We start from the raw sequence: 22,187 nt of genomic DNA, 5'->3' as shown, positions 1-22,187 counted from the left end.
AACGCGACGGTGTGGCTATCGTCCGCGATTCCTCCGGGTGCAGCTCCGGCCGGCGACCGGGGTGGTCCCGGAGGCCCTCGACCGTGCGCTCAGAGCCGTCTGCTCACGTACGGCCCGTCCTGATGGTAGCCGAGCTTGTCACGGTAGTAGCCTCGCACGCCGATACCCGAGATGACGGAGAGCTTCCCGAACCCGGCGTCGGCGGCGATGTCCTCCGCCTCCCGGAGCAGCCGTCGGCCGTAGCCGCGGTGTTGCCAGTCGCCGTCGTCCCCCTCGCCGCCGTCGCCGCCGTCCGTGCGGTCGAACGTCGCCGGCGACCCGTACACGTGAAGCTCGCGTACGAGCGCCGCGTCGGCGAGCTCCCGGCGAACCGGATCGCTGGCGCCGACCGGTCCGGCCCCCGGTGCTGCGTGTGAGTACGACGGGAACCGAAGACGGCAGAAGCCGATCAGGAGGTCCTGTTCGGTGTCCTCGAAGGAGATGAAGTGTTCGAGACCGCCGCCGGACTCGTAGGTCGTCACGTCCAACTCGACGTCCTCGGGGCGCGGGTCCGCGTCGTTGTGTCCGACCTCGCGCGCCCGGATGTCCCGAAGCTCGTACCCCTTCTCGTCGGCGCGCTGCTCGGCCAACTGGCGGAGGTTCGACTTCCAGACGCCGGCGTCGATGAAGTCGGCCGGGATGTCGCGCTGGACGCGCTGGAGCCGGCAGTACTTCGGGATCCGGTCCATCGCGTCGGCGACGAGGTCGGCGGCCTCCTCGTTCGACAGCGGCTCGAACTCGTCGCGGCGCCACGAGTCGTACACCCGCGTCCCGCGGACGACGAGCGTCGGATATATCTTCAGGTAGTCCGGGCGCCAGTCGGGGTTCTCGAACAGCTGGCGGAAGTCCTCGCGGCACATCTCCCGGCTCATTCCGGGTTGGCCCGGCATCATGTGGAAGCCCACCTTGAACGCCGCGTCCCGCAGCCGGCGGTTCGCGTCGATCGACGCCTGGTTGCCGTGGCCGCGGTGCATCTCGCGGTTGACGCGCTCGTAGGTGGTCTGGACCCCGACCTCGACCTTCGTCCCGCCGAGGTCGAGCATCCGGTCGATCTGCTCGGGGTCACACCAGTCGGGCTTCGTCTCGAAGGTGATCCCGATGCAGCGCACGTCCGACGACTCGTTGCGCGCCTTCACGTCCTCGAGGTACTCGAAGTCGTACTCCCCGGGGTCCTGCGCGAAGCTGCGCCCCTCGGCGGGATTCGGCCGTGCGTCGGTGTCGTACTCGTTCATCGCCTGCAATGCGCGCTTGACGAACCACTCCTGGTAGTCGTGGCTCCGGGCGGTCATCGTCCCGCCCATCAGGATCAGCTCGGCCTTGTCGACGGGGTGGCCGATGTGGCGGAGCTGTTCCAGCCGGAGGGTGACCTGCCCGTACGGGTCGTAGTCGTTCTGCTTTCCGCGTGCGGCGGCGGGCTCGTGCCCGGTGTAGCTCTGGGAGGAGTCGAACTCCGAGGCGGGGCCGCCGGGGCAGTAGAGGCACTTCCCGTGGGGGCACGTGTGCGGCGAGGTCATGATCGCGACCGGCGAGACGCCCGAGGCGGTGCGCACGGGCTTGCGCCGGACGACCTCGCGGACCTCCTCACGGCGACCCTCGGGGGCGCGCTGGAGCAGGTCGGTGTTCTGTGGCACCTTCGGGGAGGAGAACTCCGAGCAGGCGTCGAGCTTGGCCGATTCGAGGTCGTCGCGGCCGATCTCGCCGTCGAGGATCCGGGCGACGAGCCGGGCGCATGCGCGCTCGAACGCCGCCGGCTCGTCGGACTCCTCGGCGTACTCGGTGAGTTCGGGGTCCGTCCCCGCGGTACCGCTCATTGGGTGTGTGTGGCCGCGGTTCGGGCCTAAGGGTTTCGTTCGTGACGATCAGCCCGGATCGGTTCGATCCAGCTCATCCCCGTTGACTTCGTCCGGCAGCGTCGCAACTGGCTCGCTCGGAACTCACGTCGAGAAGTCGCACGAACTGTGCCGGGTCGAGTTACTGCAACTGGCCGGCGACCGCGTCGACGACGGCGTCGGTCACCTCGTCGCGGCGGCCCGCGAGGTACTCGATGCGGCCCTGGCGGACCCCGACGGCGGTGACGCCCGCGTCGGGCACCGCCATCGCGGCGTCGCCGGCGGCCGCGCGCACGTCGACGCCGTCGTCGGCGCGGACGTACAGCTCGTCGGTGCCGTACAGGACTGTCGCGTCACGGTCGTTCCGGCGCTGGAGTTCGTCCGCCAGCAGTGTCGTCGACGGGAAGTCGAACCGGTGGCTGTACGCGTCGGCGTCCAGCGTCGCGAACGTGCGACCGTCGACCTCACGCTCCTCGACGTTCGCCTCGGCGGTCTCCAGCTCCGTCTCGAGCTTCTCGCGGAACTGTCCCGCGATGTGGCCCGCGAGGTCGCCGCCCTCGGAGTCGAAGAGGATGTCGGTGATGAGCTCGCGCTTGTCCTGGTAGCTCTGGTAGTACGCCTCCAGCGCGACCGCCTCGCGGAGGTTCGTCACGCGCTCGTCGTCCACCCCCGCGTCCGTCGCGAGGTCCGCGTACGTCTCGGGCGTCTCCTCCCAGTAGCTCACTGCGGGGAGGTGCGCGAGGTCGTCGATCACGTCGTCGTTCACGGTCGCCGCCAGCACCGAGGCGAGCGCGCCCGTCGTCAGGTCGTCGGTCTCGGCGCCCGCGAGTCCGGGGTTGACGAGCGTCGCGACGGTGTCGGCGATCTCGGCGTCCGCCGTCGCCGCGTCGACGACGACGCGTTCGGCGTCGTACACGCCCAGCAGGTCGAGCCCGTCCTCGGACTCGACGGTGGAGCCGGTGCCGAGGAGGAGGACGAGCGGGAGCTGCTCGCCGTGGCGGTCCCGGTCCTGCAGCATCCGGGTGGTGTCCTTCGTCGCCGCGTCCATGTCGTACACCGGCTCGTCGATCGGTCGGCGCGTGAAGTAGTGGTACTCGGCGTCGCTCTTCGCGTGCTCCTCGCGAACGAGCGGCAGCACCGCGCGCTCGACGGCCGCGCCGGCGACGTAGCCGTCGGCGGTGGCGGCGTGGCGCACGACGATCGGGCGCGACTCGATGACTGCACGGCGGATGGACTCGGCGGCCTCGAGCAGGTCGTCGCCGACCGTGTCGATCGCCGGGTGGTCGCCGAGCGCGGCGACGCCCTCGGGGCGTGCCTCGTCGCTCAGCGCCTCGGCGAGCCGTCGTTCGACGGCCGCGGACTCATTTCCCTCGAGCGCCGCCAGCGCCTCGGTCTCGACCTGGATCTCGTTGCGCCGGACCTCGACGTCCCCCTCGAGCCGGACGATGTCGCCCACCTCGATCTCGGGGTACGCGCGGACGCCGGCCTGAACGAACGCCGCACAGTCGACCACGCCCGTCTCGTCGCGCAGCTCGAACACCGTCGGCCCGCCCGTCTGTCGGGCACCGACGACCTCGCCCTCGATCCGGACCGTCTCGCCGACTCGGTCCGACAGCGAGCCGATGTCGACGCGCTCGCCCTCGCCGTTCGGCGTCGACTGCTTCCGCTCGCGGAGCGCCTCGATGTCGTCGTCCTCGTCGGACCCGGCGTCGGACGGCTCCGATCGGTCCTCGCCTGCGGCCTCCTCGGCCCCGGATTCGTCGGTCTCGTCGTCGGTAGACCCGTTCCCGGCCTCGTCGTCGGCTGCGGCCTCACTGTCGTCGGATGCGGAGCCGCCGTCGTCGCGGGGATGGTCCGGGGTCGGCTTGTGAGTCACGGCGGAACCGTCGTCGCCGTCGTCGTCTTCCTCGTCGCCGTCCTCGGGGTCGACCTCCTGCGTTCCATCCTGAACCAGCACGCCACGGAACTCCCGTTCCTCCTGCCGAATAGACCACGCGAGGTCCACGTTCCCGTTGTCGCGGACGTTCTTGACCTGAACGAACACCTCGTCTCCGGGCTCCCAGTCGAGGGACTCGATCCGGCGGTCGAGCTCCGAGCGGTGGAGGAGACCGGTGACGTTCGATGACAGGTCGATGAACACGCCGAAGTCCGCGTAGCCGTCGACGATGCCGCCGTAGAACCGGTTCGGCTTCAGCTGGTTCGGATCGTTGCCGCGGAACTCGAAGACGACGTCTTCCTCGTGGGAGGAGCAGATGCGTCCGTCCACGGACGCACCACAAATGATACACTTGCCCATTTGTGTGAACGCAGTGGTCCCTGCCTAAAACGGTTGTCGAAACGTCGACGCTCCCCGTCGATACGCGATGGCCACGTGGCCCCCGATATCGTCGATAGGACCGTCGTAAGTCCCGTGACCGATCGGTCGGATGTCGACGAGTGACGGCGTCAGATGATGTACCAGCGGGTCAGCAGCGTCGCTATCGCGTCGAACCCGCGGAAGCCGTAGCCGAACACCAGCGACGCCGGAACGACCGTCGCCGCGACCGCCCGACCCGTTGTCGTGCCGTGAACCGACCGAACGCCCACGACGAGCAGGCCGGCACCGTACAGCGCACACGCCGCCCGGAGTTCGGGGATCGGGGCTCCCGCCAGCGCGCACGGAGCACTCGCGTACGCGAGCACCTGCACCGTCTCGCTGATCCCCGCCCGGTCACGAACGAACACGATCAGCAGGACCGTCTGCAGCGCCGCCGTCAGGTGGAGGCTCGCGGGCGCGACGAACACGGCCACGAACAGCAACGAGACGAACGCGGAGACGGCCGCTCCGCCGAACGCCGTGGGGATCGTCGTCGGATCGAGGAGGAACCGGACGCCGGCGAACGCGACGGCGACGCAGACGGCGAACACGAGCCCCGGCGCCTGATCGCCCGGAGCGATCCCGCTGGCGAAGAACCGGACCGGTCGAACGAGCACCTCTCCCCACGCTCGGGCGACCGCGGTCGGGCCGCGCGCCCGTCCCCCTTCAGGATCGTCGACCCACGTCGTCACACCCGGGATAACGACGGCCCGGCCATGACCGTTGCGGTCTCTCGGGCCGCCGCCGGCGTTCGCGCCCTCGGTCGATTCCCGATCGGGCTCAGTCGCGACGGAGCACGTGACAGTCCCGGCACCGGGCCTCGTAGCTCTCCTCGGCGCCGACGAGGATGGTCGGGTCGTCGGCGTGGGCCGGCTCGCCCTCGATGAGCCGCTGGTTGCGGGTCGCGGGCTCCCCGCACTCCGCGCAGATCGCCTGGAGCTTGTCGACGTACTCGGCGACGGCCATCAGGTCCGGGAGCGGGTCGAACGGCTCGCCGCGGTACGTCTGGTCGGTGCCCGAGACGATCACGCGGCGGTCGTCCTCCGCCAGCGTCTGGCAGACCTCGACGAGCGCGTCCGAGAAGAAGTTCGCCTCGTCGATCGCGACGACCATCTCGCCGTTGAGGCGGTCGCGGATGTCCCACGGTCCCTCCCCCTCGTTGTCGATGACGTTCGCCTCCCAGGACCGTCCGTTGTGGGTGCCGATAGTCGTCTCGCCGTACCGGTCGTCGAGCGCGGGCGTGAATACGGCGATCTCCTGTCCCGCGATCTCCGCGCGACGAAGCCGTCGGAGGAGCTCCTCGGTCTTCCCGGAGAACATCGATCCCGAGATGACCTCGATCCACCCGGAACCGGTGATCGCGTGCATACCAGTTGGGGGCGGTTCCTCCGCGGAAAACCGTTTCTCTCCGCGACTCCCACGCCGCTCGGGTCGACACCGTGGCCGTCGCTGGCGGGTGTAGTGTCGCGGAAGGATTGTGCGTGGGTGCTGTCTGTAGGGCGCCCCGAGGGGCGCACAGCACCTGCATCCGTGTGGATGCGTGGGACCGGATTTGAACCGGCGGACCTCTACAGGACAGCGCCCTCAACGCTGCGCCGTTGGCCTAGCTTGGCTACCCACGCATCGTGCGTCAGTACGCATGCCGTAGTACCCCGGTTATCGATAAAGGGCTTTCCATTCGGACGAGTCCGCGGTGGTGGATCGCATACGGCCGCGACGACGGGTCACGGCGGAGCTCGTTCGGAGCGTTCGGTCAGTTCTGACGCCACTCGGCGACGCCGCAGCGCCGACAGACCACCCGTCCGTGGGTGACTCGCATCTCCGTCGCTTCCCACGCGTGTCCGAGGACGCGACACACCACCCCTCCGCCGTTCGATGACTGCCCGAGACTCATTATTCAAGATATTACAGTAGTACCGCTTAAACTCTGTTATACATTCTACTCTCCGATCGAGTACCAAAATATCGGAGGGTCGAACACACATATCTGGTTGAATATTCAGATACGAGATGTCTCGTTACGCCGTCGAGGGGACCGCCCGGGCACACCGATCAGACAACGGCTTTGGTCTCCGCGTTCGTTCCACCCGACGATGAGTATGGACGGTACGTCGTCCGGTGGTCGTGTCTCCAGGTTCGCGCGCGAGCACAGCCTCGGCGTCGCCGGGGCCCTCTCGGCGGTCGCCCTCGGTCTCGTGTTCGCGGTCGTCGGCGGGGTCGTTCCCTCGACCGTTCTCCCACGCGCGCCGTCGGCGGTACTCGAAGCGATCCCGACGGCCAACGCCGCGGTCTCGCTTGCGGCGATCGTCACGATCACGCTGGGCGTTCGGGCGGCACGTGCACGCGACTTCGAGACCCATCGACGGTACATGGCCACCTCGACCGGGCTGTTCGCCGCGTTCCTCGCGATGTACCTCTACCGGCTCGCCCTCCTGGGAACGACCGACTTCGGCGGACCGGCGGCCGTCGAGCGGTTCGTCTACCTCCCGGTGCTCGCCGTGCACATTCTCCTCGCTATCGTCTGCGTCCCGCTCGTCGTGTACGTGCTGACGCTCGCGACGACGCGGCCGATCGCCGACCTGTTCGAGACCGCACACGGTCGGATCGGCCGGGTCGCGGCCGCGCTGTGGCTCGTCTCCTTCGCGCTCGGCGTCGTCGTGTACGTCCTCCTGTATCTCGTGTACTGAGGGTCCCCGCCGCGGAACCGTTGCTCGCGAGGACCGAAGCTTGAAATGCGGTACCGGGACCAACACCGTCGATGCGGTGAGCGTCGCCGCGGACCGACGGCGGGTGTGCGACACGACGGTCCGCGGGCGGAGCGTGTGTCGCCTGTTCGCCAGAACGCTCGTCCTCGCGTCAGTCGTCGGCGGGCGACGGCTCCCCCACCGTCGGCCGGCTCACCTCGCGGTCGGCCGCCTCGCCGTCGATATCGTACGGGTACTCCCCGGTGACGCAGCCGAGACACAGGTCCGCCTTCGTCGACGACAGCGCGCCGGCGACGGCGTCGACCGAGAGGTACGAGAGGGAGTCGGCGCCGATCTCCTCGCGGACCTCCTCGACCGATCGGTCCGCGGCGATGAGCTCCTCGCGGGTCGCCATGTCGATCCCCATGTAACACGGCGCGATGATCGCGGGCGCGCCGATGCGGACGTGAACCTCCTCGGCGCCGGCGTCCCGGAGCAACTGGACGAGCTGCGTCGAGGTGGTTCCACGCACGATCGAGTCGTCGATCAGGGTGACGGACTTCCCCTCGACGGTCGACCGGATCGGGTTCAGCTTGAGTCGCACCGCCCGCTCGCGCTCGTCCTGCGTCGGCATGATGAACGTCCGGCCGACGTACCGGTTCTTCATCAACCCCTCCGCGAACTCCACGTCTGCGCCGTCCTCCCCTGCGGCGTCGGCGTACCCGGAGGCGAACGCGCGTCCCGAGTCGGGGACGGGCATCACCACGTCCGAATCGACGCCGGCCTCGTCCCACAGCGCCCGCCCCAGGCTCCGTCGAGCCTCGTACACGAGCGTGTCGTCGATGACGGAGTCCGGACGCGCGAAGTAGACGTGTTCGAAGAAGCAGTGGGCGGTGTTGTCGGCCTCGAACAGCTGATACGAGTCGAAGCCGCTTCCGTCGCCGTCGAGGACGACGAGCTCGCCCGGGCGCACGTCGCGGACCAGCTCGCCGTCGAGCGTGTCTATCGCCGCCGACTCGCTGGCGATGACGTAGCCGTCCTCCAGTTCACCGATGCACAGCGGACGGTTCCCACCCGGGTCGCGCACGCCGATGACGGTGTCGTCGTGCATCACCGTGAGCGAGTACGAGCCGTGGATCCGACTCATCGTCCGCTTGACGGCCCGGATCAGGTCCGACTCCAGCAGGTTGCGCGCGAGGTCGTGTGCGATGACCTCGGTGTCCCCCTCGGAGGTGAACGCGTGCCCGGAGGAGGCGAGTTCGTCGCGGATGTCGTCGGCGTTGACGAGGTTTCCGTTGTGCGCGAGCCCGAGCGCCCCGGACTTGAACGACACCGAGAACGGCTGGGCGCATCGGGCGTTGACGCCTCCGGCCGTCGGGTAGCGAACGTGGCCGATCCCTGCGGACCCGGCGAGGTCGTCCAGATCCGACTGCGTGAAGGCGTCGCCGACGAGGCCCATCTCGATGTGATTGTGCTGCTGGAAGCCGTCGTGGGTGGCGATCCCGGCGGAGTCCTGCCCGCGATGCTGGAGCGCGTACAGCGAGTAGTACAGCGGCCGCGCGGCGTCGCGGTCCTCGAGCGCGATGCCGACGACGCCGCACTTCTCGGTCGGGCCGTCGACGGGGGCCGGCTCACGCGAGCCGTCGCCGAGCGGTTCGGTGAGCGATGTGACCGGCGCCGCCCGGTCCCCGGAGTCGCCGTGTGACATGGTCGCTACTGGAGGCCGATTCCACAAAAACCCTCGTTATCGTGCGTAGGTCGCCACGAGAACAGACGGAGGTATTCACGAATTTGAATACATCAGCCCATCCGCTCCCCTCGGGTCGATCCATCGGTCAGTCCGGACCGGTCGAGGTCGGACGGCCTGAGACGATATCGGTCGGCAGTCGGTCCTCCGGGTGCCCGGTTCCATTTCCCGTCGGCCAGCGGTCAACGGCCCGATCGCATAGCGGGGGGAGGGCCGGTTCCGTCGGTCCGGCGACGCCGCTGATCGACGTGAGATCCTGTGAAGGAGAGAGAGGAGACGCCAGTCAGTTGTCGCCGGCCTTCGACTGCCACTCGTAGTCGCGCCGCTTGGCGGACTTGCCGAAGCCGCACGAGGAGCACTTCTTCTTCTTCACGTGGTAGGACTTCTCGCCGCAGCGTCGACACTTGACGTGCGTCGTCTTGTTCTTCTTCCCCTGAGACGGCGTTCCGGCTCCGGTCATACGTTGATCGAGACGACGTTGTCGCCACGGATAATCGTTGTGTCTTCGACCTCGTCGTCGGTCGATCCCTCCAGTTCCGTGGGATCGAGCACGACGTTCATGTGCTGATCGTAGCCGGCGAGCACGCCGAAGTGGGCGGTGCCGTCCTTGAGGTGAACCGTCACCGGCGTGTCCAGGGTCTCCTCGAGTACGTCGAGCGGGCGGCCAGTCATGTTCGGTCCGTCGGCGGATTCGGGTTTAAGCGTACCGGACGCGCCCGCTCGGGTCGCGACACTGATCGCCGGCAGGGATGTCTCCATGAGGATCGTTGTCACGTGCGTGCATCGAACCCGAGCAGTTTTACCACCGGGCCTGTACTGTGCAGGTATCAGAGCCCGCGGGTAAGTACGGGGACCACCCCGTATAGCGGGATGCGGACCGACGCGCTGTAAGACGCCGGGGTCCACAGCGACCCGTACCGGGGCTTTCCGTACGAGCATCGGCCGCGCGTGACGCGCGGGATTCACGCTCGCAACGCAGACACCGAAACACAATGGAAGTAGAAATCGCAACAATCGGCGGCTACGAGGAAGTCGGTCGCCAGATGACGGCAGTTCGCGCAGGGGACGACATCGTCGTGTTCGACATGGGGCTCAACCTGAGTCAGGTCCTGATCCACGACAACGTCGAGACGGAGAAGATGCACAGCTTGGACCTCATCGACATGGGCGCCATTCCGGATGACCGGATCATGAGCGACATGGAGGGCGACGTGCAGGCCATCGTGCCGACCCACGGCCACCTCGACCACATCGGCGCCCTCTCGAAGCTGGCCCACCGATACGACGCGCCCATCGTCTCGGCGCCGTTCACGATCGAGCTGGTCAAACAGCAGGTCAAGAGCGAGAACAAGTTCAACGTCGACAACGACCTGGTCAAGATGGAGGCCGGCGAGACGATGTCCATCGGCGACTCGGGGAACGTCGAACTGGAGTTCGTTCACGTCACCCACTCGATCATCGACGCGATCAACCCGGTCCTCCACACGCCCGAGGGCGCGGTCGTCTACGGCCTCGACAAGCGCATGGACCACTCGCCCGTCCTCGAGGACCCGATCGACATGGAGCGGTTCCGAGAGATCGGCCGGGAGGGCAACGGTGTCCTCTGTTACATCGAGGACTGCACCAACGCGGGTCGGAAGGGCCGCACGCCCTCCGAGTCGCACGCCCGGAACCACGTCAAGGACACCCTGATGAGCATGGAGGACTACGACGGCGGGATCGTCGCCACGACGTTCTCCTCGCACGTCTCGCGGGTCTCCTCGCTCGTCGAGTTCGCCCAGGAGATGGGCCGCGAGCCCGTGCTCCTCGGGCGGTCGATGGAGAAGTACAGCGGGACCGCGGAGCGACTGGACTTCGTCGACTTCCCGGACGACCTCGGGATGTACGGCCACCGGAAGTCCGTCGACCGCACGTTCAAGCGGATCATGCAGGAGGGCAAGGAGAACTACCTCCCCATCGTCACGGGTCATCAGGGCGAGCCGCGCGCGATGCTCACCCGCATGGGTCGCGGCGAGACCCCGTACGAACTGGACGACGGCGACAAGGTCGTCTTCTCGGCCCGGGTCATCCCGGAGCCGACGAACGAGGGGCAGCGCTACCAGTCCGAGCGCCTCCTGAAGATGCAGGGCGCGCGCATCTACGACGACATCCACGTGTCGGGCCACCTCCGCGAGGAGGGGCACTACGAGATGCTCGACGCGCTGGAGCCCCAGCACGTCATCCCCGCCCACCAGGACATGAAGGGCTTCGCGCCCTACGTCGATCTCGCGAGACGGAAGGGATACAAGCTGGGGCGTGACCTCCACGTCACGGAGAACGGGAACATGATCCAGCTGACGGAGTAACGATGACGCAGGACGCGACGGCCGATCGGGTGCTCGCGGCGGTCCGCCAGCGCCGCGACCGCGTCAACGACGCCATCGACGAGGACCTCCCGATGGCCGAGCCGCAACGACTGTACGAGGCCAGCCGGTACATCCTCGAGGCGGGCGGCAAGCGCCTCCGGCCGACGGCGGCGCTGCTCGTGGCCGAGGCGCTCGCGGAGATCGACGCCGACGCGACGACGGACTACCGATCGTTCCCGGCGCTCGACGGCGAGCCGTTCGACCTCATGCGCACGGCCGTCAGCGTCGAGGTGATCCAGTCGTTCACCCTGATCCACGACGACATCATGGACGACGACGACCTCCGGCGCGGCGAGCCGGCGGTCCACCGCGCGTACGACACTGAGACGGCGATCCTCGCCGGCGACACGCTGTACGCGAAGGCGTTCGAACTGCTCTCCGACACCGGCGCGGATCCGGCGAACACGGTCGAGGCGGTCAACCGACTCGCGTCCGCGTGTACCCGGATCTGTGAGGGACAGTCGCTCGACGTGGAGTTCGAGAGCCGCGACGACGTGACGCCCGAGGAGTACCTGGAGATGGTCGAGTTGAAGACGGCCGTGCTGTACGGCGCGTCGGCGGCCATCCCGGCGGTACTCATGGGGGCGGACGACGAGACCGTGGAGGCGCTGTACCAGTACGGCGTCGACTCCGGGCGCGCGTTCCAGATCCAGGACGACGTGCTCGATCTCACGGTCCCCTCCGAGAAGCTGGGCAAACAGCGCGGCTCCGACCTCGTCGAGGGGAAGGAGACGCTCATCACGCTCCACGCGCGCCAGCAGGGCGTCGACGTGGACGGGCTCGTGAGCGCCGAGACCCCCGCGGAGGTGAGCGAGGCGGCCGTCGACGAGGCGGTGTCGACGCTGGACGACGCCGGATCGATCGACTACGCCCGCGAGATGGCCGAGGACCTCACCGAACGGTCGAAGGAGCGCCTGACCGTGCTCCCGGAGGGCCCGGCGAGCGACCTGCTCGCCGACCTGGCCGACTACCTCATCACCCGGGGCTACTGACGCCCCCGACTCGGGGCCGTGTCCTCGACGGACGAGGACCGGAGAGGACGCGTCGGCGACTCGCGTCGCTGGCGGGCCGCGATCCGGTCGTTCCGTCCGAAACGGAAACGCCGAAGTCCGTCCCGACCGCCCACGCACCTGTGAGTCTTCCGTGAGTACCGTCCGGAACGGGGCGCTGTTTCTCGCGCTCGGGATCTGCTGGGGCGGCAGCTTCCCGGCCATCGAGGTCGGACTGACCGAGCTCCGCCCGCTGCTGCTCGGCGCCTACCGGTTCGACGTCGGGGCGCTCGTCGCGCTGGCGTACGTCGGGTGGCGCGCCGAGGAGCCGGTCCCGCGCTCTCGGACCGACCTCGGCGCGGTCGCCGTCGCGGCGCTGCTGTTCGTCGTCGCCAACATCGCCTTCCTCGCGTACGGCCAGCGGTACACGACCGGCGGGATCGCCTCGATCGTCTACAGCCTCAACCCCATCCTGACGACGTTCTTCACCGTGTGGCTTCTCGACGAGGGAAGCCTCGACGCCCGCGGCTACGTCGGCGTGCTGCTCGGCGTCCTCGGCGTCGGACTGGTCGCCCAGCCGTCGCCGTCGAACCTCGGCGGCGACACGACGATCGGCGTCGCGCTGGTGTTCGTCGCCGCCGTCGCCGTCTCCTTCGGGAGCGTCGCCACTCGTTGGCTGGAACCGGAGTCGGAGGCGCTGCCGCGCACGGCGTGGGGGATGGCCCTCGGCGCCGTCGTCCTGCACGCCCTCAGCGTCGCCGCGGGCGAACCACAGGCCCTTCCGACGGAGCTGTCGCCGTCCGTGGTGTTCTCGTTGGCGTTCCTCGGCGTGTTCGCCTCGGCGATCGGCTACGCGATCTACTTCGGGCTGCTCGATCTGCTCGGTCCCTTCGAGATCAACCTCGTGAGCTACGTCGTTCCGATCGTCGCGACGATCGCGGGCGCGGTCCTCCTCTCGGAACCGGTCACGCTGCTGACCGTGGTCGGGTTCGTCGTGGTCGTCGCCGGCTTCGTGCTCGTGAAACGCGAGGCGATCCGCCGGGAACTCCGCGGGCACCGCTGGTGACGGAGGCGACAGTTCTCGGGAGTGAATCGACGTGCGGCGGGGATGCGAGTCGAGCGGTGAGGTGACGCCGAGTCGAACGGTGTGGTATCGAGTCGAGCCTACGAGTCAGCTTCACGCAGCTCGTCGATGTCCGCCAACAGCTCCTCGGCGTGGTCCTCGGGCGAGACGCCCTCGTAGACGCGCTCGATCCGACCGTCGGGACCGATGAGGTACGTGTTGCGGAACACGCCCTCGACCTCGTTTCCGAAGACGTTCTTCTCGCCGTAGGAGTCGTACGCGTCGGAGACGGAGCCGTCCTCGTCGGACAACAGCGGGAACGGGAGGTCGTGCTTCCGGGCGAACGCCTCCAGGTCCTCGACGGGGTCGTCGCTCACGCCGAGGATCGCCGCGTCGCGCTCCTCGAACTCGTCGTAGGCGTCGCGGAACCCGCACGCCTCGGTCGTGCACCCGGGGGTGTCGGCTCGGGGGTAGAAGTACAGAACGACGCGTCGTCCCTCGAACTCCGCGAGCGAGACCTCGCGACCGACGTGGTCGGGAAGCGAGAAGGCGGGCGCGTCCGTGCCGGTGTCGAGCATGGGCGTCGATCGGACGGCGGGACGAAAAGCGGTGTCGGTGTCGATGTCGGATTCGCCGGCGACGGGAGAGACGGCGTCGGCGACGAGCGAGTCGCCGCCGGGATCACTCGATCGGTTCGGCAGCGTCCCGCTCGACGAGGGGGTCGGCGTTCTCCGTGGGCAGCGTCACCACGTCGTCGTTCGCGAGCTCGTACTCGCGCTCGTCGACGCCGAGTATCTGTCCAACGTCGCGGGTGATCCGAACCGTCCGGCGGTCGGCGGCGTCGGCCGACGTCTCCGACCCTCCGCCGGCGGCGGGAGCCGTGGACGCGGTGGACTCGGTGGCGTCGGTGGAATCCGTGTTCGCGCCGCCCGCCCGGTCCGGTTCGGATCCTGGGACGAACTCCTCGGGGGGCGCGTCGGGATCGCCCGTCGATCCGGCGTGCGACTCGGCCTCTCCGGCTCCCGTCGACCCGGCATCGGCGGCCGCCGCCGACTGCGCCTCGGTCGTCGACCTGGTCGCCGAGTCGGTCGCGGTCGATCCGTCGCCGCCCATCGCGTCCGCGAGGACGCCGCTCCCGTCGGCCGCGTCGCCCCCGCCGCCGGGGGGCCCGCCACCGGCGTCGCTCGCGTCGGTCGTCGGGTCGGCCTCAGCCCCCCGCTCCGGCGGGGCGGGTTCGGGGGTTTCCGCGGCCGACGCCTCCCCGCCCTCCGGTGTCGTCGACTCGGGTTCGCCGGCGGGGGCGGCCGTCGCCGTGGCCTCGGTGGGGGCCGTCGCCGCGGCCGCCGCGTCGGCCTCGTCGCCCGCGAGGTCCACGTCGGCGCCGCCCTCCAGCACGTCGAGGACGCGGCTCTTGTTCTGCTCGATCCGGACGACCAGGTCCTCGAACAGCTCCGCCTCCTGTACGGTCATGCCGTCGGTGTCGGTGGGCGCGCCCGCGGCGGCGAACGAGGCGAGCTTGACCACCTTGCCGACTCGGCGCTCGTACAGCGACTCGACGACCTCCTCGGCGGTCTCGATCTCGTTGGAGAGCTTGCGGACCTGTTTGTCGGAGAACGGTTGGTCGACGCTCGCGGCGCGCTCGTCGCGCTGACGCTTGCGCTCGGCGATGTACGCGGCCACGTCCTCGTAGAAGGAGTCGCGCAGGTGTTGGAGGCTGTCCTTCGTGCGCTCCTTCGATTGTACCGAGCGTAGTTCGTCCAGATCCATCGTGTGTACTCCGTCGAGGCGCTACTCCCGCGCCTTCTCCGCGCGTCCGCGCGCCATGAGGAACACGCCGACGTACTCGGGGACGGATACAATTCCCTCCTCCACCTTATCTCTGTCGTCCCCCACGTCGACCGGCCCCGGATCGTGGACGTCGACGAGGATGTCGCGGCCGCGGAAGCGCTCGGGGACGGCGTCCGTCAGGGGATCGAAGTCGTCGATCGCGTCCCGGTCCAGCGGGCACACGAGCAGGCCGCTGCCGCCGTGGATGGAACCGGGGAGCCGAATGAGTCGGCGGATGTCGGTTGTCACCGGCTCGTCGATCGGCGCGGTCTGCTCGGCGGTGACGCGCTCGGCGATCGCTCGCACCAGCGTCGACGCGCCGGGGCCCAACTCGACGTTGCCCGACTTCACCCCCTCGGGGTTGCGCTCGAGGACGCCGTAGATCGTTCGGGCCGTCTTCTCGCCGACGCCGTCGAGCTCCTGTAGCTCCGCGAGCGCGTCGTCCTCCTCCATCGCGCGCAACCCCTCCGCGTAGGCGACCAGTTCCTCGTGGACGCGCCGTCCCCACCCCCCTTCGCGGCGGAGCCGCTTCTGGAGGGTCGTCCCGCGCTCGTTCGGCCGACGCTCGATCAGTCCGTCGTAGTTGAGGTCGACCGCGCGGACGTAGTCGACGACCTCGCGGCGGGCCGTCGAGTCCAGCTCCGCGACCGAGCTGTCGCGGACGTGGACGTGGTAGCCGCGACCGCCCGAGAAGACGACCCGCATGTCCGCGTCCGCGAAGCCGAAGTCGTCCTCGAGGACGTCCAGCAGCGCGAGCAGTTCCTCCTTGCAGGCGGCGAGCATGTCGCCGTAGCTCGTCTCTTCGGGGTCGACGCCCGGGAGGTGGTCGGCGTCGAGGTCGAACACCAGATCGGCCGAGCGCCACCCCTTCTCGCTCATTCGCTTGTTCGCCGGGTCGTCGTAGCGGGCCGCCGAGAAGTACGCGTGCCGCGGCGTCTCGCGCGCGAGGAACTCGCTCACCTCGCCGATGTCGAGCAGCGACTGGTGGCGAACCATCGTGGTGCCGTCGCCCGCCGTGAAGGGGATGTGTCCCCACTCGCGCTCGTTGGCCTCGGGCGGCGGGGAGACGGACGCGCTCCGGTAGTAGTCGCCGAAGCGGCCCCTCAGGTACTCGCGGGTGCGGCGGTTCATCTGACGGAGAATCGGTAGTGGCGACGCCGGTATGAGTGTTGCCGTCTCGTCCCGCCGAGCGGGACTCGGAGCGCCCGAACCTGGTGTGGACGGTCCGGGAAGTTCGTGCTTGGCGGAGGCGAGTTGGAGGGAAGGAGGGACGGGAGGAGCTGGGTCCCGGAACACCTAACCCCGAATGCGCCGACCACGCACGCATGATAGACGAGACGGTCGCCGAGATACGCGAGATGCAGACGCACTCCTCGTCGGTCGTCGCGGTGAAGGCAGCCCGCGCGCTGGGAGAGCTGCTCGACCGCGAGTACGCCACGCTCGACGAGTTCGAGCGCGACCTCGACCACAACACCGGCGCGTTGCGGCGAGCGAACCCCTCACACGCGAGTCTCCACCGGGCGATGCGCGCGGTCGCGGACGCGGTGATCGGGACCGCAGAGTCGGTCGATGGCGGCAAACAACTGCTGGAGACGGCGATCGAGCGGGAGGTCGAACGGATCGAGACCGGGAAGCGCGAGGCCGCGGCCAACGCCGCTCGGACGTTCGAGGACGGGGAGACGTTCCTCACGCACGACTACTCGTCGACGGTGCTGGAGGCGGTGGAGGCGGCGGCCGTCGACGGGGCACACATGACGGCGTACGTCACCGAGGCGCGCCCACGGTTTCTCGGTCGCAAGACCGCCCGCACGCTCGCGGGCATGGACCGCGTCGACTCCCACCTCGCGGTCGACGCCGCCGCCGGCTACCTCCTTCGGGAGGTGGACCCGGACCGCGTCGTCGTCGGCATGGACTGTATCGTCGGCGACACCCTCTACAACCGGATCGGAACGTTCCCGATCGCGGCCGCCGCCGCCGAGGTCGACGTCCCGGTCGTCGTCGTCGGCTCGGGCACGAAGGTGATCGACGACGGGTTCCGCTTCGAGAACGAGTCGCGCCCCCCGAGCGAGGTGATGCTCGAACCCGTCGACGGGATCACGCTGGAGAACCCCGCCTACGACGCGACGCCGATCTCGCTCGTCGACGAAGTGATCACCGACGAGGGCGTCCGCGAGTTCTGAGTCGACGCGGCGGGCCGATCCGTCGTGACGGATCGATCGGCGTGACGGATCAGTCGTCGCCGGCGACGCCGTCCGCGTCGGTCGGCGTCTCCGACCGTCCCGAGTCCGGCTCCCCGTCGTCCCCGAGGCGTCGGACACGGACGCTCGACACCTTGTACTCGGGGATGCCGCTCGTGGGATCGACGTGATCGCCGGTGAGCCGGTTCACGGCGCCGTCGGCGAAGTGCATCGGCACGAACACGACGCCGTCGCCGGGGCGGTCGCCGATCTCGGCGCGCACCTCGATCGCGCCCCGCGGCGACTCGACGCGGACGCGCTCGCCGTCGACGATGCCGAGGCGGTCGGCGGTCGCGGGGTTCACCTCGACGAACGCCTCGCCGACGTGATCGAGCAGTCCGTCGACTTTCCGGGTCAGCGTCCCGGTGTGCCAGTGGTAGAGCACGCGGCCTGTCGTCATCGTGAGCGGGAACTCCTCGCTCGGGATATCGCCCGGTTCGCCCGTGTCGGCGGGGACGAACCGCGCCCTCCCGTCGGGGAAGTTGAACTCCTCCTCGTACAGGTACGGCGTCCCCGGGTCCGACTCGTCCTCGCAGGGCCACTGGAGCCCGCCCTCCTCGCGGAGCCGGTCGTGGCTGATGCCGCCGTAGATCGGCGCGACCTCGGCGATCTCGTCCATCACCGTGGCCGGGTCGTCGTACGCCCACGCGTCGCCCGCGTGGTCGATCCGGTTCGCCAGTTCTTTGATGATCGCCCAGTCCTGTCGCGCGTCGCCGGGGGGATCGGTCGCCCTCCCAACCAACTGCACGCGCCGCTCGGTGTTCGTGAAGGTTCCCTCCTTCTCCGAGAACGTCGCGGCCGGGAGCACCACGTCGGCGTACTCGGCCGTCTCGGTCGGGAAGACGTCCTGCACGACGAGGAACTCCAGCGCGTCGAGCGCCTCCTCGGCGTGGGCCAGGTCCGGCTCCGACAGCGCGGGGTTCTCCCCCATCACGTACAGCCCCTCGACGTTGCCCGCGAGCGCCTCGTCGAACACCTCCGGCACGGTCAGCCCCTCCTCGGCGGGTGGGCGGACGCCCCATGTGTCCTCGAACTCGTCGAGCACCTCGGGGTCGCCCGGATCGCGGTAGCCGGGCAGGAGGTTCGGGAGCGTTCCCATGTCGCCGCCGCCGCCCTGAACGTTGTTGTGGCCGCGGAACGGCGAGACCCCGGCACCGGGCTTCCCGAGGTTGCCGGTGACGAGCGCGAGATCCGCCAGCGCGAGGACGTTCTGCGTGCCGTGGCTGTGCTGGGTCATCCCCATCGCCCAGCCGAAGACGACCGAGTCGGCGGCGGCGATGGTCTCTGCCGCCCGCTTGAGATCATCGGGCGCGACGCCCGCGAGCCGCTCCACCTCCTCGGGCGTGAACGGCTCCACCTTCTCGCGCAGGGCGTCGAAGTTCCGGGTTCGTTCCTCGATGAAGTCCGTATCGTGGAGGTCGTTGGCGACGATGTACCGGATCAGTCCGTTGATCCACGCCACGTCGTACCCCGGCTCGGTTCGCACGTACTGGCTCGCGTGCTCGGCGATCTCGACTTTGCGAGGATCGAAGACGACGAGGTCCGCGCCGTCGTCGACGTTTCGCTTGATCCGGGTGGCGAGGACGGGGTGGCTCTCGGTCGTGTTCGACCCGGTGATGAGGTAGGCGTCTGCCTCGCCGATGTCCTCGTTGATCCGGTTGGACATCGCGCCGTAGCCGAGCGTCTGCTTGAGCGCCGCGACCGTCGAGGAGTGGCACAGGCGCGCGCAGTTGTCGACGTTCTTCGTCCCGAGGACGCCCCGCGCGAACTTCTGCATCAGGTAGTCCTCCTCGTTGGTACACTTCGAGGAGGCGAACGCCGCCAGCGCGTCCGGCCCGGAACGCTCGCGGATCGACTCGAACCCCTCGGCGACCCGGTCGAGCGCCTCGTCCCACGAGGCGGGGCGCAGCTCCCCGTCGTCGCCCCGAACCAGCGGCGTCGTCAGTCGCTCGTCGGAGTTCGCGAACTCGTAGCCGAACTTCCCCTTCACGCACGTCGAGAAGTCGTTCACCGGCGCGTCGGCCGGGTCGTCGGTCGGCACCGCCCCGAGAACCTCCTCGTCCTTCGAGACCAACTGGAAGCGGCAGCCGACCGCGCAGAAGCCGCAGGTGGTCTCCGTGAACTCCACGTCCTTCAGTCGATGGTCCGCGACCCGGCTCGCGGCGTCGAACAGCCAGCCCTCCCTCATCGTCCGCGCCGCCAACGACTCGGCGGCGTGTTCGCCCGCCAGCAGCGCGGATCGGCCGGCGTCGCCAGCCTTCCGCTTCGCCCACCTGAACGCCGAGGCGAGGCCGTCCGATTCGGCGCGTTTGCGTGTCGGGGCGGGGCCGTCGTCGCGGCCGCGTTCCTCGATCGGGGAATCGTCGTCGCCGGCGTCGACAACTCCGCGCCGGCCCCCGGTCTCGCTCGTCGCGCGGGCTGGCTTCTCTCTGTCCGCCGTCAGCGACTTCCCGACGCTGTTGGCGTGCGTGAACCCCGGGATCGGCAGCGTCGCGAGCCCGGCGAGCCCCTGCTCGGTGAGCGACCCCGTGGGGCACACCGTCGCGCAGTGGCCGCAGGAGACGCACGCCGAGTCGGCCATCGTCTCGGCGTCCGACTGAAACCCGATCTCGGTTTCCTCGCCGGTCCCCTCGATCCGGAGGACGCCCGACACCTGCACGCCGTTGCAGGCGTCGACGCAGCGCGCGCAGGTGATGCACTTGTTGCGGTCGATCTGGATGAACGGGGAGGTGTCGTCCAGCGGCTCGTACTCGCTCCGCTCGTCGAAGACGCCGAACCGTGGCTCCTCGACGCCCGTCTCGATCGCTGCGTCCTGTAGCTCACAGCGCCCGTTCTGGTTGCAGGTCGTACACCGGAGGTTGTGGTCCGACAGCACCAGATCGAGGTTGACCTCGCGGCTCTCGCGGGCGTCGGGATCGTCCGTCCGGACTTCTACCCCAGCTTCCGCCGGCTGCGAGCAGGCCGCCACCAACTCTCCGTCGGCCTCGACGGTGCAGGTCCGGCACGTCGAGCGCGGCCCGATGTCGTCCGAGCAGTCGCCGCCGTCGCGGTCGTAGGCGCACAGCGCCGGGACGGTTCCCTCGTGCTCGACGCGTTCCATCGCGTCGAGCAAGGTTGCGCCCGTCGGAACCGACACCGCCGTACCGTCGACGGTGACGGTCACCGTCCCCGCCTCGCCTCGCTCGCCGGCATCGTTGCCATCAGCAACGTCTCTCTCCCCACAATCACACGAGCCACAGCCACCCCCGGCGTCGTCACTCGTGCCCACCGGCGGGTCCGAGGCGGTTCCGGGCGCGAACGTCTCGGTCAGCGGCGTCGACGTACGGGGGTCGGAGACCCGCGTCGCGTCCGGAACCCGCGGGAGCGGGTCGCGTCCGCCGCCCCCGTCACCCCCGCCGGCCCCGCCAGCGCCGTCGGCGCTCACGGGTCACACACCCCCGCGGGACAGCGGCCGTCGGCGTGCGCACGCAGGTAGCCCCCGAACTCGTCGAGCGCGGTCGCGAGCGGCCGCGCGGCGTCGCCTCCGAACTCGCACAGCGAGGTCCGGCCCATCGTCCGCGCCAACTCACGCAGTCGTGACTCGGCGAACGAGCCCGCGTACACCTCGCGGAGCAGCTCGTGGGCACGGACGCTCCCCGTGCGACACGGGACGCATCGACCGCAGTTCTCCTCGCGGGCGACGCGCATCCGTCGTCCCACGACGACGACCGGGCAGCCGCCCCCCGATCCCTCCTCGAACGGCTCGATCGAACCGTTCGTTCCCAGGCCGGCCCCGCGCAGCGCCGGCGCCGACGCCGGCGTGTCGAGATCGCGTGTCAGTCCGCCGAACTGACCGCCGACGCAGGCGAACGCTTCCGTGGGTCCGGTCTCTCCGAGGTCCCCGCCTCCGGCGTCCTCGGTCGCCTCCTTCCCGAACTCCTCCGCTACGAGCGCCCGCGAGAGGCTCGTGTCCGTCGGGAGCTCGACCGTGCGCCGCTCGGGACCGACGACCGTCACGAGTCTGGTTCCGGGGTCGGCGGCGTCGGCATCGAGGCGCTCCGGGTCGGCGACGGCACGTTCGACGGCCGCGAGCGTTCTGGGCGTGTGCACGAGCGTCGGCCGCTCGAACAGCCCCCACGTCTCCGGGTCGGGAGGTCGCCGTCGAGCCTCGATCCGGTCGTTCCCCTCCAGCGACTCCAATACGGCGGTGTGTTCGGCGGTCATGTAGTCGGGCTCGGCGGCGACGACCTCCACCGTCAGATCCGTCACCGCGGCGACGCGGTCGCCGACGGCACGAACTCGTTCGGCGACGACGGGATCGTCCTCGGGAAGGACAGCGACGACGTCCTCGGCGTCGACCGCGCTGGCGGCGACGACCGCGCCGGCCACGACCCGGCCGGGCAGGCTCCCGAGCAGCAGGCGGTCGCCGTCGGCCTTGGGGTCCGCGTCGAGGCCGTTGATCACGACCACCGGGTCGCCGTCGGCGTCGCGGGCGTCGCGCCAACCCGCTGCAAGCGGTTCGTCCTGTCGGGCGTCCCCCCAGCCGCGGCCGCGGACGCCGAGGTCCGACACGGTTTCGAGCGCCTCGTCACCGAGGGTTCCCGGCGACTCGAACGTGGTCGGGTCGGCCCACCCCGCGCCGCGGAGCGTCCGTCGCGTCCCCGCCGAGAGCGGCCCGTCGCCGACGGGGAAGTCGTCGGGCTCCGGCTCGTGGTCGACGACGGCCGACGCGCCGTCGACGGGGAGGTCGTCGTCGCCGTCGGCGAGTAGGCTCACCAGACTCGCGGCGCCGTTCGGATCGACCGACCGATGGACCGCGGTTCGACCCTCCCGAGTCACGGCGACCAGCGGCAGGTGGACCGTCCCCGGCGACCCGACGGCGAGCGTCTCTATCGGGGGTCCCTCCGCCTCGGCCGCGGCGTCGGCGGCTCGGCGGGCCGCCTCCAGCACCGCACGCCCGTCGGGGCCGTCGAACGCGACCCGGACGGTCGTCCCGACCGCGTCGGCTGTGGTCATGGCTCACGGTTCCGCG

General features: G+C 69.6%; 18 protein-coding genes and 1 tRNA gene. 5 read left to right on the top strand and 14 right to left on the bottom strand.

Features of this window, described 5'->3' with window-relative positions; all coding sequences use genetic code 11:
- Window positions 1–89 precede the first annotated feature (89 nt).
- The 6 genes from GRX01_RS15750 to GRX01_RS15725 all read right to left on the bottom strand — a co-directional run bounded on the left by GRX01_RS15750 (window position 90) and on the right by GRX01_RS15725 (window position 6,118).
- Complete coding sequence (locus tag GRX01_RS15750; RefSeq protein WP_159669726.1) at window positions 90–1,850, bottom strand: tRNA uridine(34) 5-carboxymethylaminomethyl modification radical SAM/GNAT enzyme Elp3; 1,761 nt, start codon at window positions 1,848–1,850, stop codon at window positions 90–92.
- Between the two features lie 160 nt (window positions 1,851–2,010).
- A complete protein-coding gene (locus GRX01_RS15745; RefSeq protein WP_159669723.1) occupies window positions 2,011–4,164 on the bottom strand; it encodes a DHH family phosphoesterase in 2,154 nt (717 codons plus the stop codon).
- A gap of 149 nt (window positions 4,165–4,313) precedes the next feature.
- On the bottom strand, window positions 4,314–4,916 hold the full coding sequence (locus GRX01_RS15740) for a YIP1 family protein (RefSeq protein ID WP_321168156.1): 603 nt from the start codon (window positions 4,914–4,916) through the stop codon (window positions 4,314–4,316).
- Between the two features lie 88 nt (window positions 4,917–5,004).
- On the bottom strand, window positions 5,005–5,592 hold the full coding sequence (locus tag GRX01_RS15735) for a thymidine kinase (protein WP_159669721.1): 588 nt from the start codon (window positions 5,590–5,592) through the stop codon (window positions 5,005–5,007).
- A gap of 169 nt (window positions 5,593–5,761) precedes the next feature.
- A tRNA-Leu gene (locus GRX01_RS15730) sits at window positions 5,762–5,846 on the bottom strand.
- Between the two features lie 131 nt (window positions 5,847–5,977).
- Entirely contained in the window at window positions 5,978–6,118 is a 141-nt protein-coding gene (locus tag GRX01_RS15725) for a hypothetical protein (RefSeq protein WP_159669718.1), read from the bottom strand.
- Window positions 6,119–6,323: 205 nt separating this feature from the next.
- On the opposite strand from GRX01_RS15725, the gene GRX01_RS15720 reads away from it, so the two are divergent.
- On the top strand, window positions 6,324–6,911 hold the full coding sequence (locus GRX01_RS15720; RefSeq protein WP_159669715.1) for a DUF420 domain-containing protein: 588 nt from the start codon (window positions 6,324–6,326) through the stop codon (window positions 6,909–6,911).
- Window positions 6,912–7,080: 169 nt separating this feature from the next.
- Here GRX01_RS15720 and purF read toward each other — a convergent pair whose 3' ends face one another.
- The 3 genes from purF to GRX01_RS15705 form a co-directional block, all read right to left on the bottom strand.
- The gene (purF, locus tag GRX01_RS15715) at window positions 7,081–8,616 is read right to left on the bottom strand and encodes an amidophosphoribosyltransferase (RefSeq protein WP_159669713.1); all 1,536 of its coding nucleotides are present in this window, start codon (window positions 8,614–8,616) and stop codon (window positions 7,081–7,083) included.
- A 322-nt stretch (window positions 8,617–8,938) separates the two neighbouring features.
- Entirely contained in the window at window positions 8,939–9,115 is a 177-nt protein-coding gene (locus tag GRX01_RS15710; protein ID WP_159669710.1) for a 50S ribosomal protein L37e, read from the bottom strand.
- A complete protein-coding gene (locus GRX01_RS15705) occupies window positions 9,112–9,327 on the bottom strand; it encodes an LSM domain-containing protein (protein WP_159669708.1) in 216 nt (71 codons plus the stop codon). Before GRX01_RS15705 ends, GRX01_RS15710 begins: the two co-directional genes overlap by 4 nt.
- A 320-nt stretch (window positions 9,328–9,647) precedes the next feature.
- Here GRX01_RS15705 and GRX01_RS15700 point away from each other — a divergent pair, with 320 nt between their 5' ends.
- From GRX01_RS15700 to GRX01_RS15690, 3 genes are all read left to right on the top strand, one after another.
- Window positions 9,648–11,000, top strand: a complete 1,353-nt coding sequence (locus tag GRX01_RS15700; RefSeq protein ID WP_159669705.1) for a ribonuclease J — start codon at window positions 9,648–9,650, stop codon at window positions 10,998–11,000.
- A 2-nt stretch (window positions 11,001–11,002) separates the two neighbouring features.
- Window positions 11,003–12,052 (top strand): geranylfarnesyl diphosphate synthase, encoded by a 1,050-nt coding sequence (idsA3, locus tag GRX01_RS15695; protein ID WP_159669703.1) that lies wholly within the window; start codon window positions 11,003–11,005, stop codon window positions 12,050–12,052.
- 151 nt (window positions 12,053–12,203) lie between these two features.
- Entirely contained in the window at window positions 12,204–13,115 is a 912-nt protein-coding gene (locus GRX01_RS15690; RefSeq protein WP_321168155.1) for a DMT family transporter, read from the top strand.
- A gap of 98 nt (window positions 13,116–13,213) precedes the next feature.
- Here the strand turns inward: GRX01_RS15690 and bcp are convergent, their stop codons facing one another.
- From bcp to priS, 3 genes are all read right to left on the bottom strand, one after another.
- Window positions 13,214–13,690: a thioredoxin-dependent thiol peroxidase gene (gene bcp, locus GRX01_RS15685; RefSeq protein WP_159669700.1), complete on the bottom strand. Its 477-nt coding sequence runs from the start codon at window positions 13,688–13,690 to the stop codon at window positions 13,214–13,216.
- A gap of 103 nt (window positions 13,691–13,793) precedes the next feature.
- Entirely contained in the window at window positions 13,794–14,879 is a 1,086-nt protein-coding gene (locus GRX01_RS15680; RefSeq protein ID WP_159669697.1) for a DNA replication complex subunit Gins51, read from the bottom strand.
- Between the two features lie 21 nt (window positions 14,880–14,900).
- Entirely contained in the window at window positions 14,901–16,070 is a 1,170-nt protein-coding gene (gene priS / locus GRX01_RS15675) for a DNA primase small subunit PriS (RefSeq protein WP_159669694.1), read from the bottom strand.
- A 194-nt stretch (window positions 16,071–16,264) separates the two neighbouring features.
- Here priS and GRX01_RS15670 point away from each other — a divergent pair, with 194 nt between their 5' ends.
- The gene (locus tag GRX01_RS15670; protein ID WP_159669692.1) at window positions 16,265–17,119 is read left to right on the top strand and encodes a translation initiation factor eIF-2B; all 855 of its coding nucleotides are present in this window, start codon (window positions 16,265–16,267) and stop codon (window positions 17,117–17,119) included.
- Between the two features lie 49 nt (window positions 17,120–17,168).
- On the opposite strand, the gene fdhF is transcribed toward GRX01_RS15670, so the two are convergent.
- Together fdhF and GRX01_RS15660 are read right to left on the bottom strand one after the other, a co-directional pair.
- Entirely contained in the window at window positions 17,169–20,600 is a 3,432-nt protein-coding gene (fdhF, locus tag GRX01_RS15665; RefSeq protein ID WP_321168154.1) for a formate dehydrogenase subunit alpha, read from the bottom strand.
- Window positions 20,597–22,171, bottom strand: coding sequence for an NADH-ubiquinone oxidoreductase-F iron-sulfur binding region domain-containing protein (locus tag GRX01_RS15660; RefSeq protein WP_159669689.1), 1,575 nt, complete (start codon window positions 22,169–22,171; stop codon window positions 20,597–20,599). The genes fdhF and GRX01_RS15660 overlap by 4 nt, the downstream gene beginning before the upstream one ends.
- Window positions 22,172–22,187 lie beyond the last annotated feature (16 nt).

It is taken from the genome of Halobaculum saliterrae (genome assembly GCF_009831625.1).
In the GTDB taxonomy this organism is placed as follows: domain Archaea; phylum Halobacteriota; class Halobacteria; order Halobacteriales; family Haloferacaceae; genus Halobaculum; species Halobaculum saliterrae.
Note: the sequence above shows the minus strand (reverse complement) of the source record. Positions and strands in the feature narration are given on the sequence as shown.

Bases quoted from the DNA above. Each gene is read 5' to 3' on its own strand.
- GRX01_RS15725 (WP_159669718.1), bottom strand. From the start codon at position 6,118: ATGAGTCTCGGGCAGTCATCGAACGGCGGAGGGGTGGTGTGTCGCGTC.
- GRX01_RS15735 (WP_159669721.1), bottom strand. From the start codon at position 5,592: ATGCACGCGATCACCGGTTCCGGGTGGATCGAGGTCATCTCGGGATCG.
- GRX01_RS15660 (WP_159669689.1), bottom strand. From the start codon at position 22,171: ATGACCACAGCCGACGCGGTCGGGACGACCGTCCGGGTCGCGTTCGAC.
- GRX01_RS15670 (WP_159669692.1), top strand. From the start codon at position 16,265: ATGATAGACGAGACGGTCGCCGAGATACGCGAGATGCAGACGCACTCC.
- priS (WP_159669694.1), bottom strand. From the start codon at position 16,070: ATGAACCGCCGCACCCGCGAGTACCTGAGGGGCCGCTTCGGCGACTAC.
- GRX01_RS15745 (WP_159669723.1), bottom strand. From the start codon at position 4,164: ATGGGCAAGTGTATCATTTGTGGTGCGTCCGTGGACGGACGCATCTGC.
- purF (WP_159669713.1), bottom strand. From the start codon at position 8,616: ATGTCACACGGCGACTCCGGGGACCGGGCGGCGCCGGTCACATCGCTC.
- GRX01_RS15710 (WP_159669710.1), bottom strand. From the start codon at position 9,115: ATGACCGGAGCCGGAACGCCGTCTCAGGGGAAGAAGAACAAGACGACG.
- idsA3 (WP_159669703.1), top strand. From the start codon at position 11,003: ATGACGCAGGACGCGACGGCCGATCGGGTGCTCGCGGCGGTCCGCCAG.
- GRX01_RS15705 (WP_159669708.1), bottom strand. From the start codon at position 9,327: ATGACTGGCCGCCCGCTCGACGTACTCGAGGAGACCCTGGACACGCCG.
- GRX01_RS15720 (WP_159669715.1), top strand. From the start codon at position 6,324: ATGGACGGTACGTCGTCCGGTGGTCGTGTCTCCAGGTTCGCGCGCGAG.
- bcp (WP_159669700.1), bottom strand. From the start codon at position 13,690: ATGCTCGACACCGGCACGGACGCGCCCGCCTTCTCGCTTCCCGACCAC.
- GRX01_RS15750 (WP_159669726.1), bottom strand. From the start codon at position 1,850: ATGAGCGGTACCGCGGGGACGGACCCCGAACTCACCGAGTACGCCGAG.
- GRX01_RS15680 (WP_159669697.1), bottom strand. From the start codon at position 14,879: ATGGATCTGGACGAACTACGCTCGGTACAATCGAAGGAGCGCACGAAG.
- GRX01_RS15700 (WP_159669705.1), top strand. From the start codon at position 9,648: ATGGAAGTAGAAATCGCAACAATCGGCGGCTACGAGGAAGTCGGTCGC.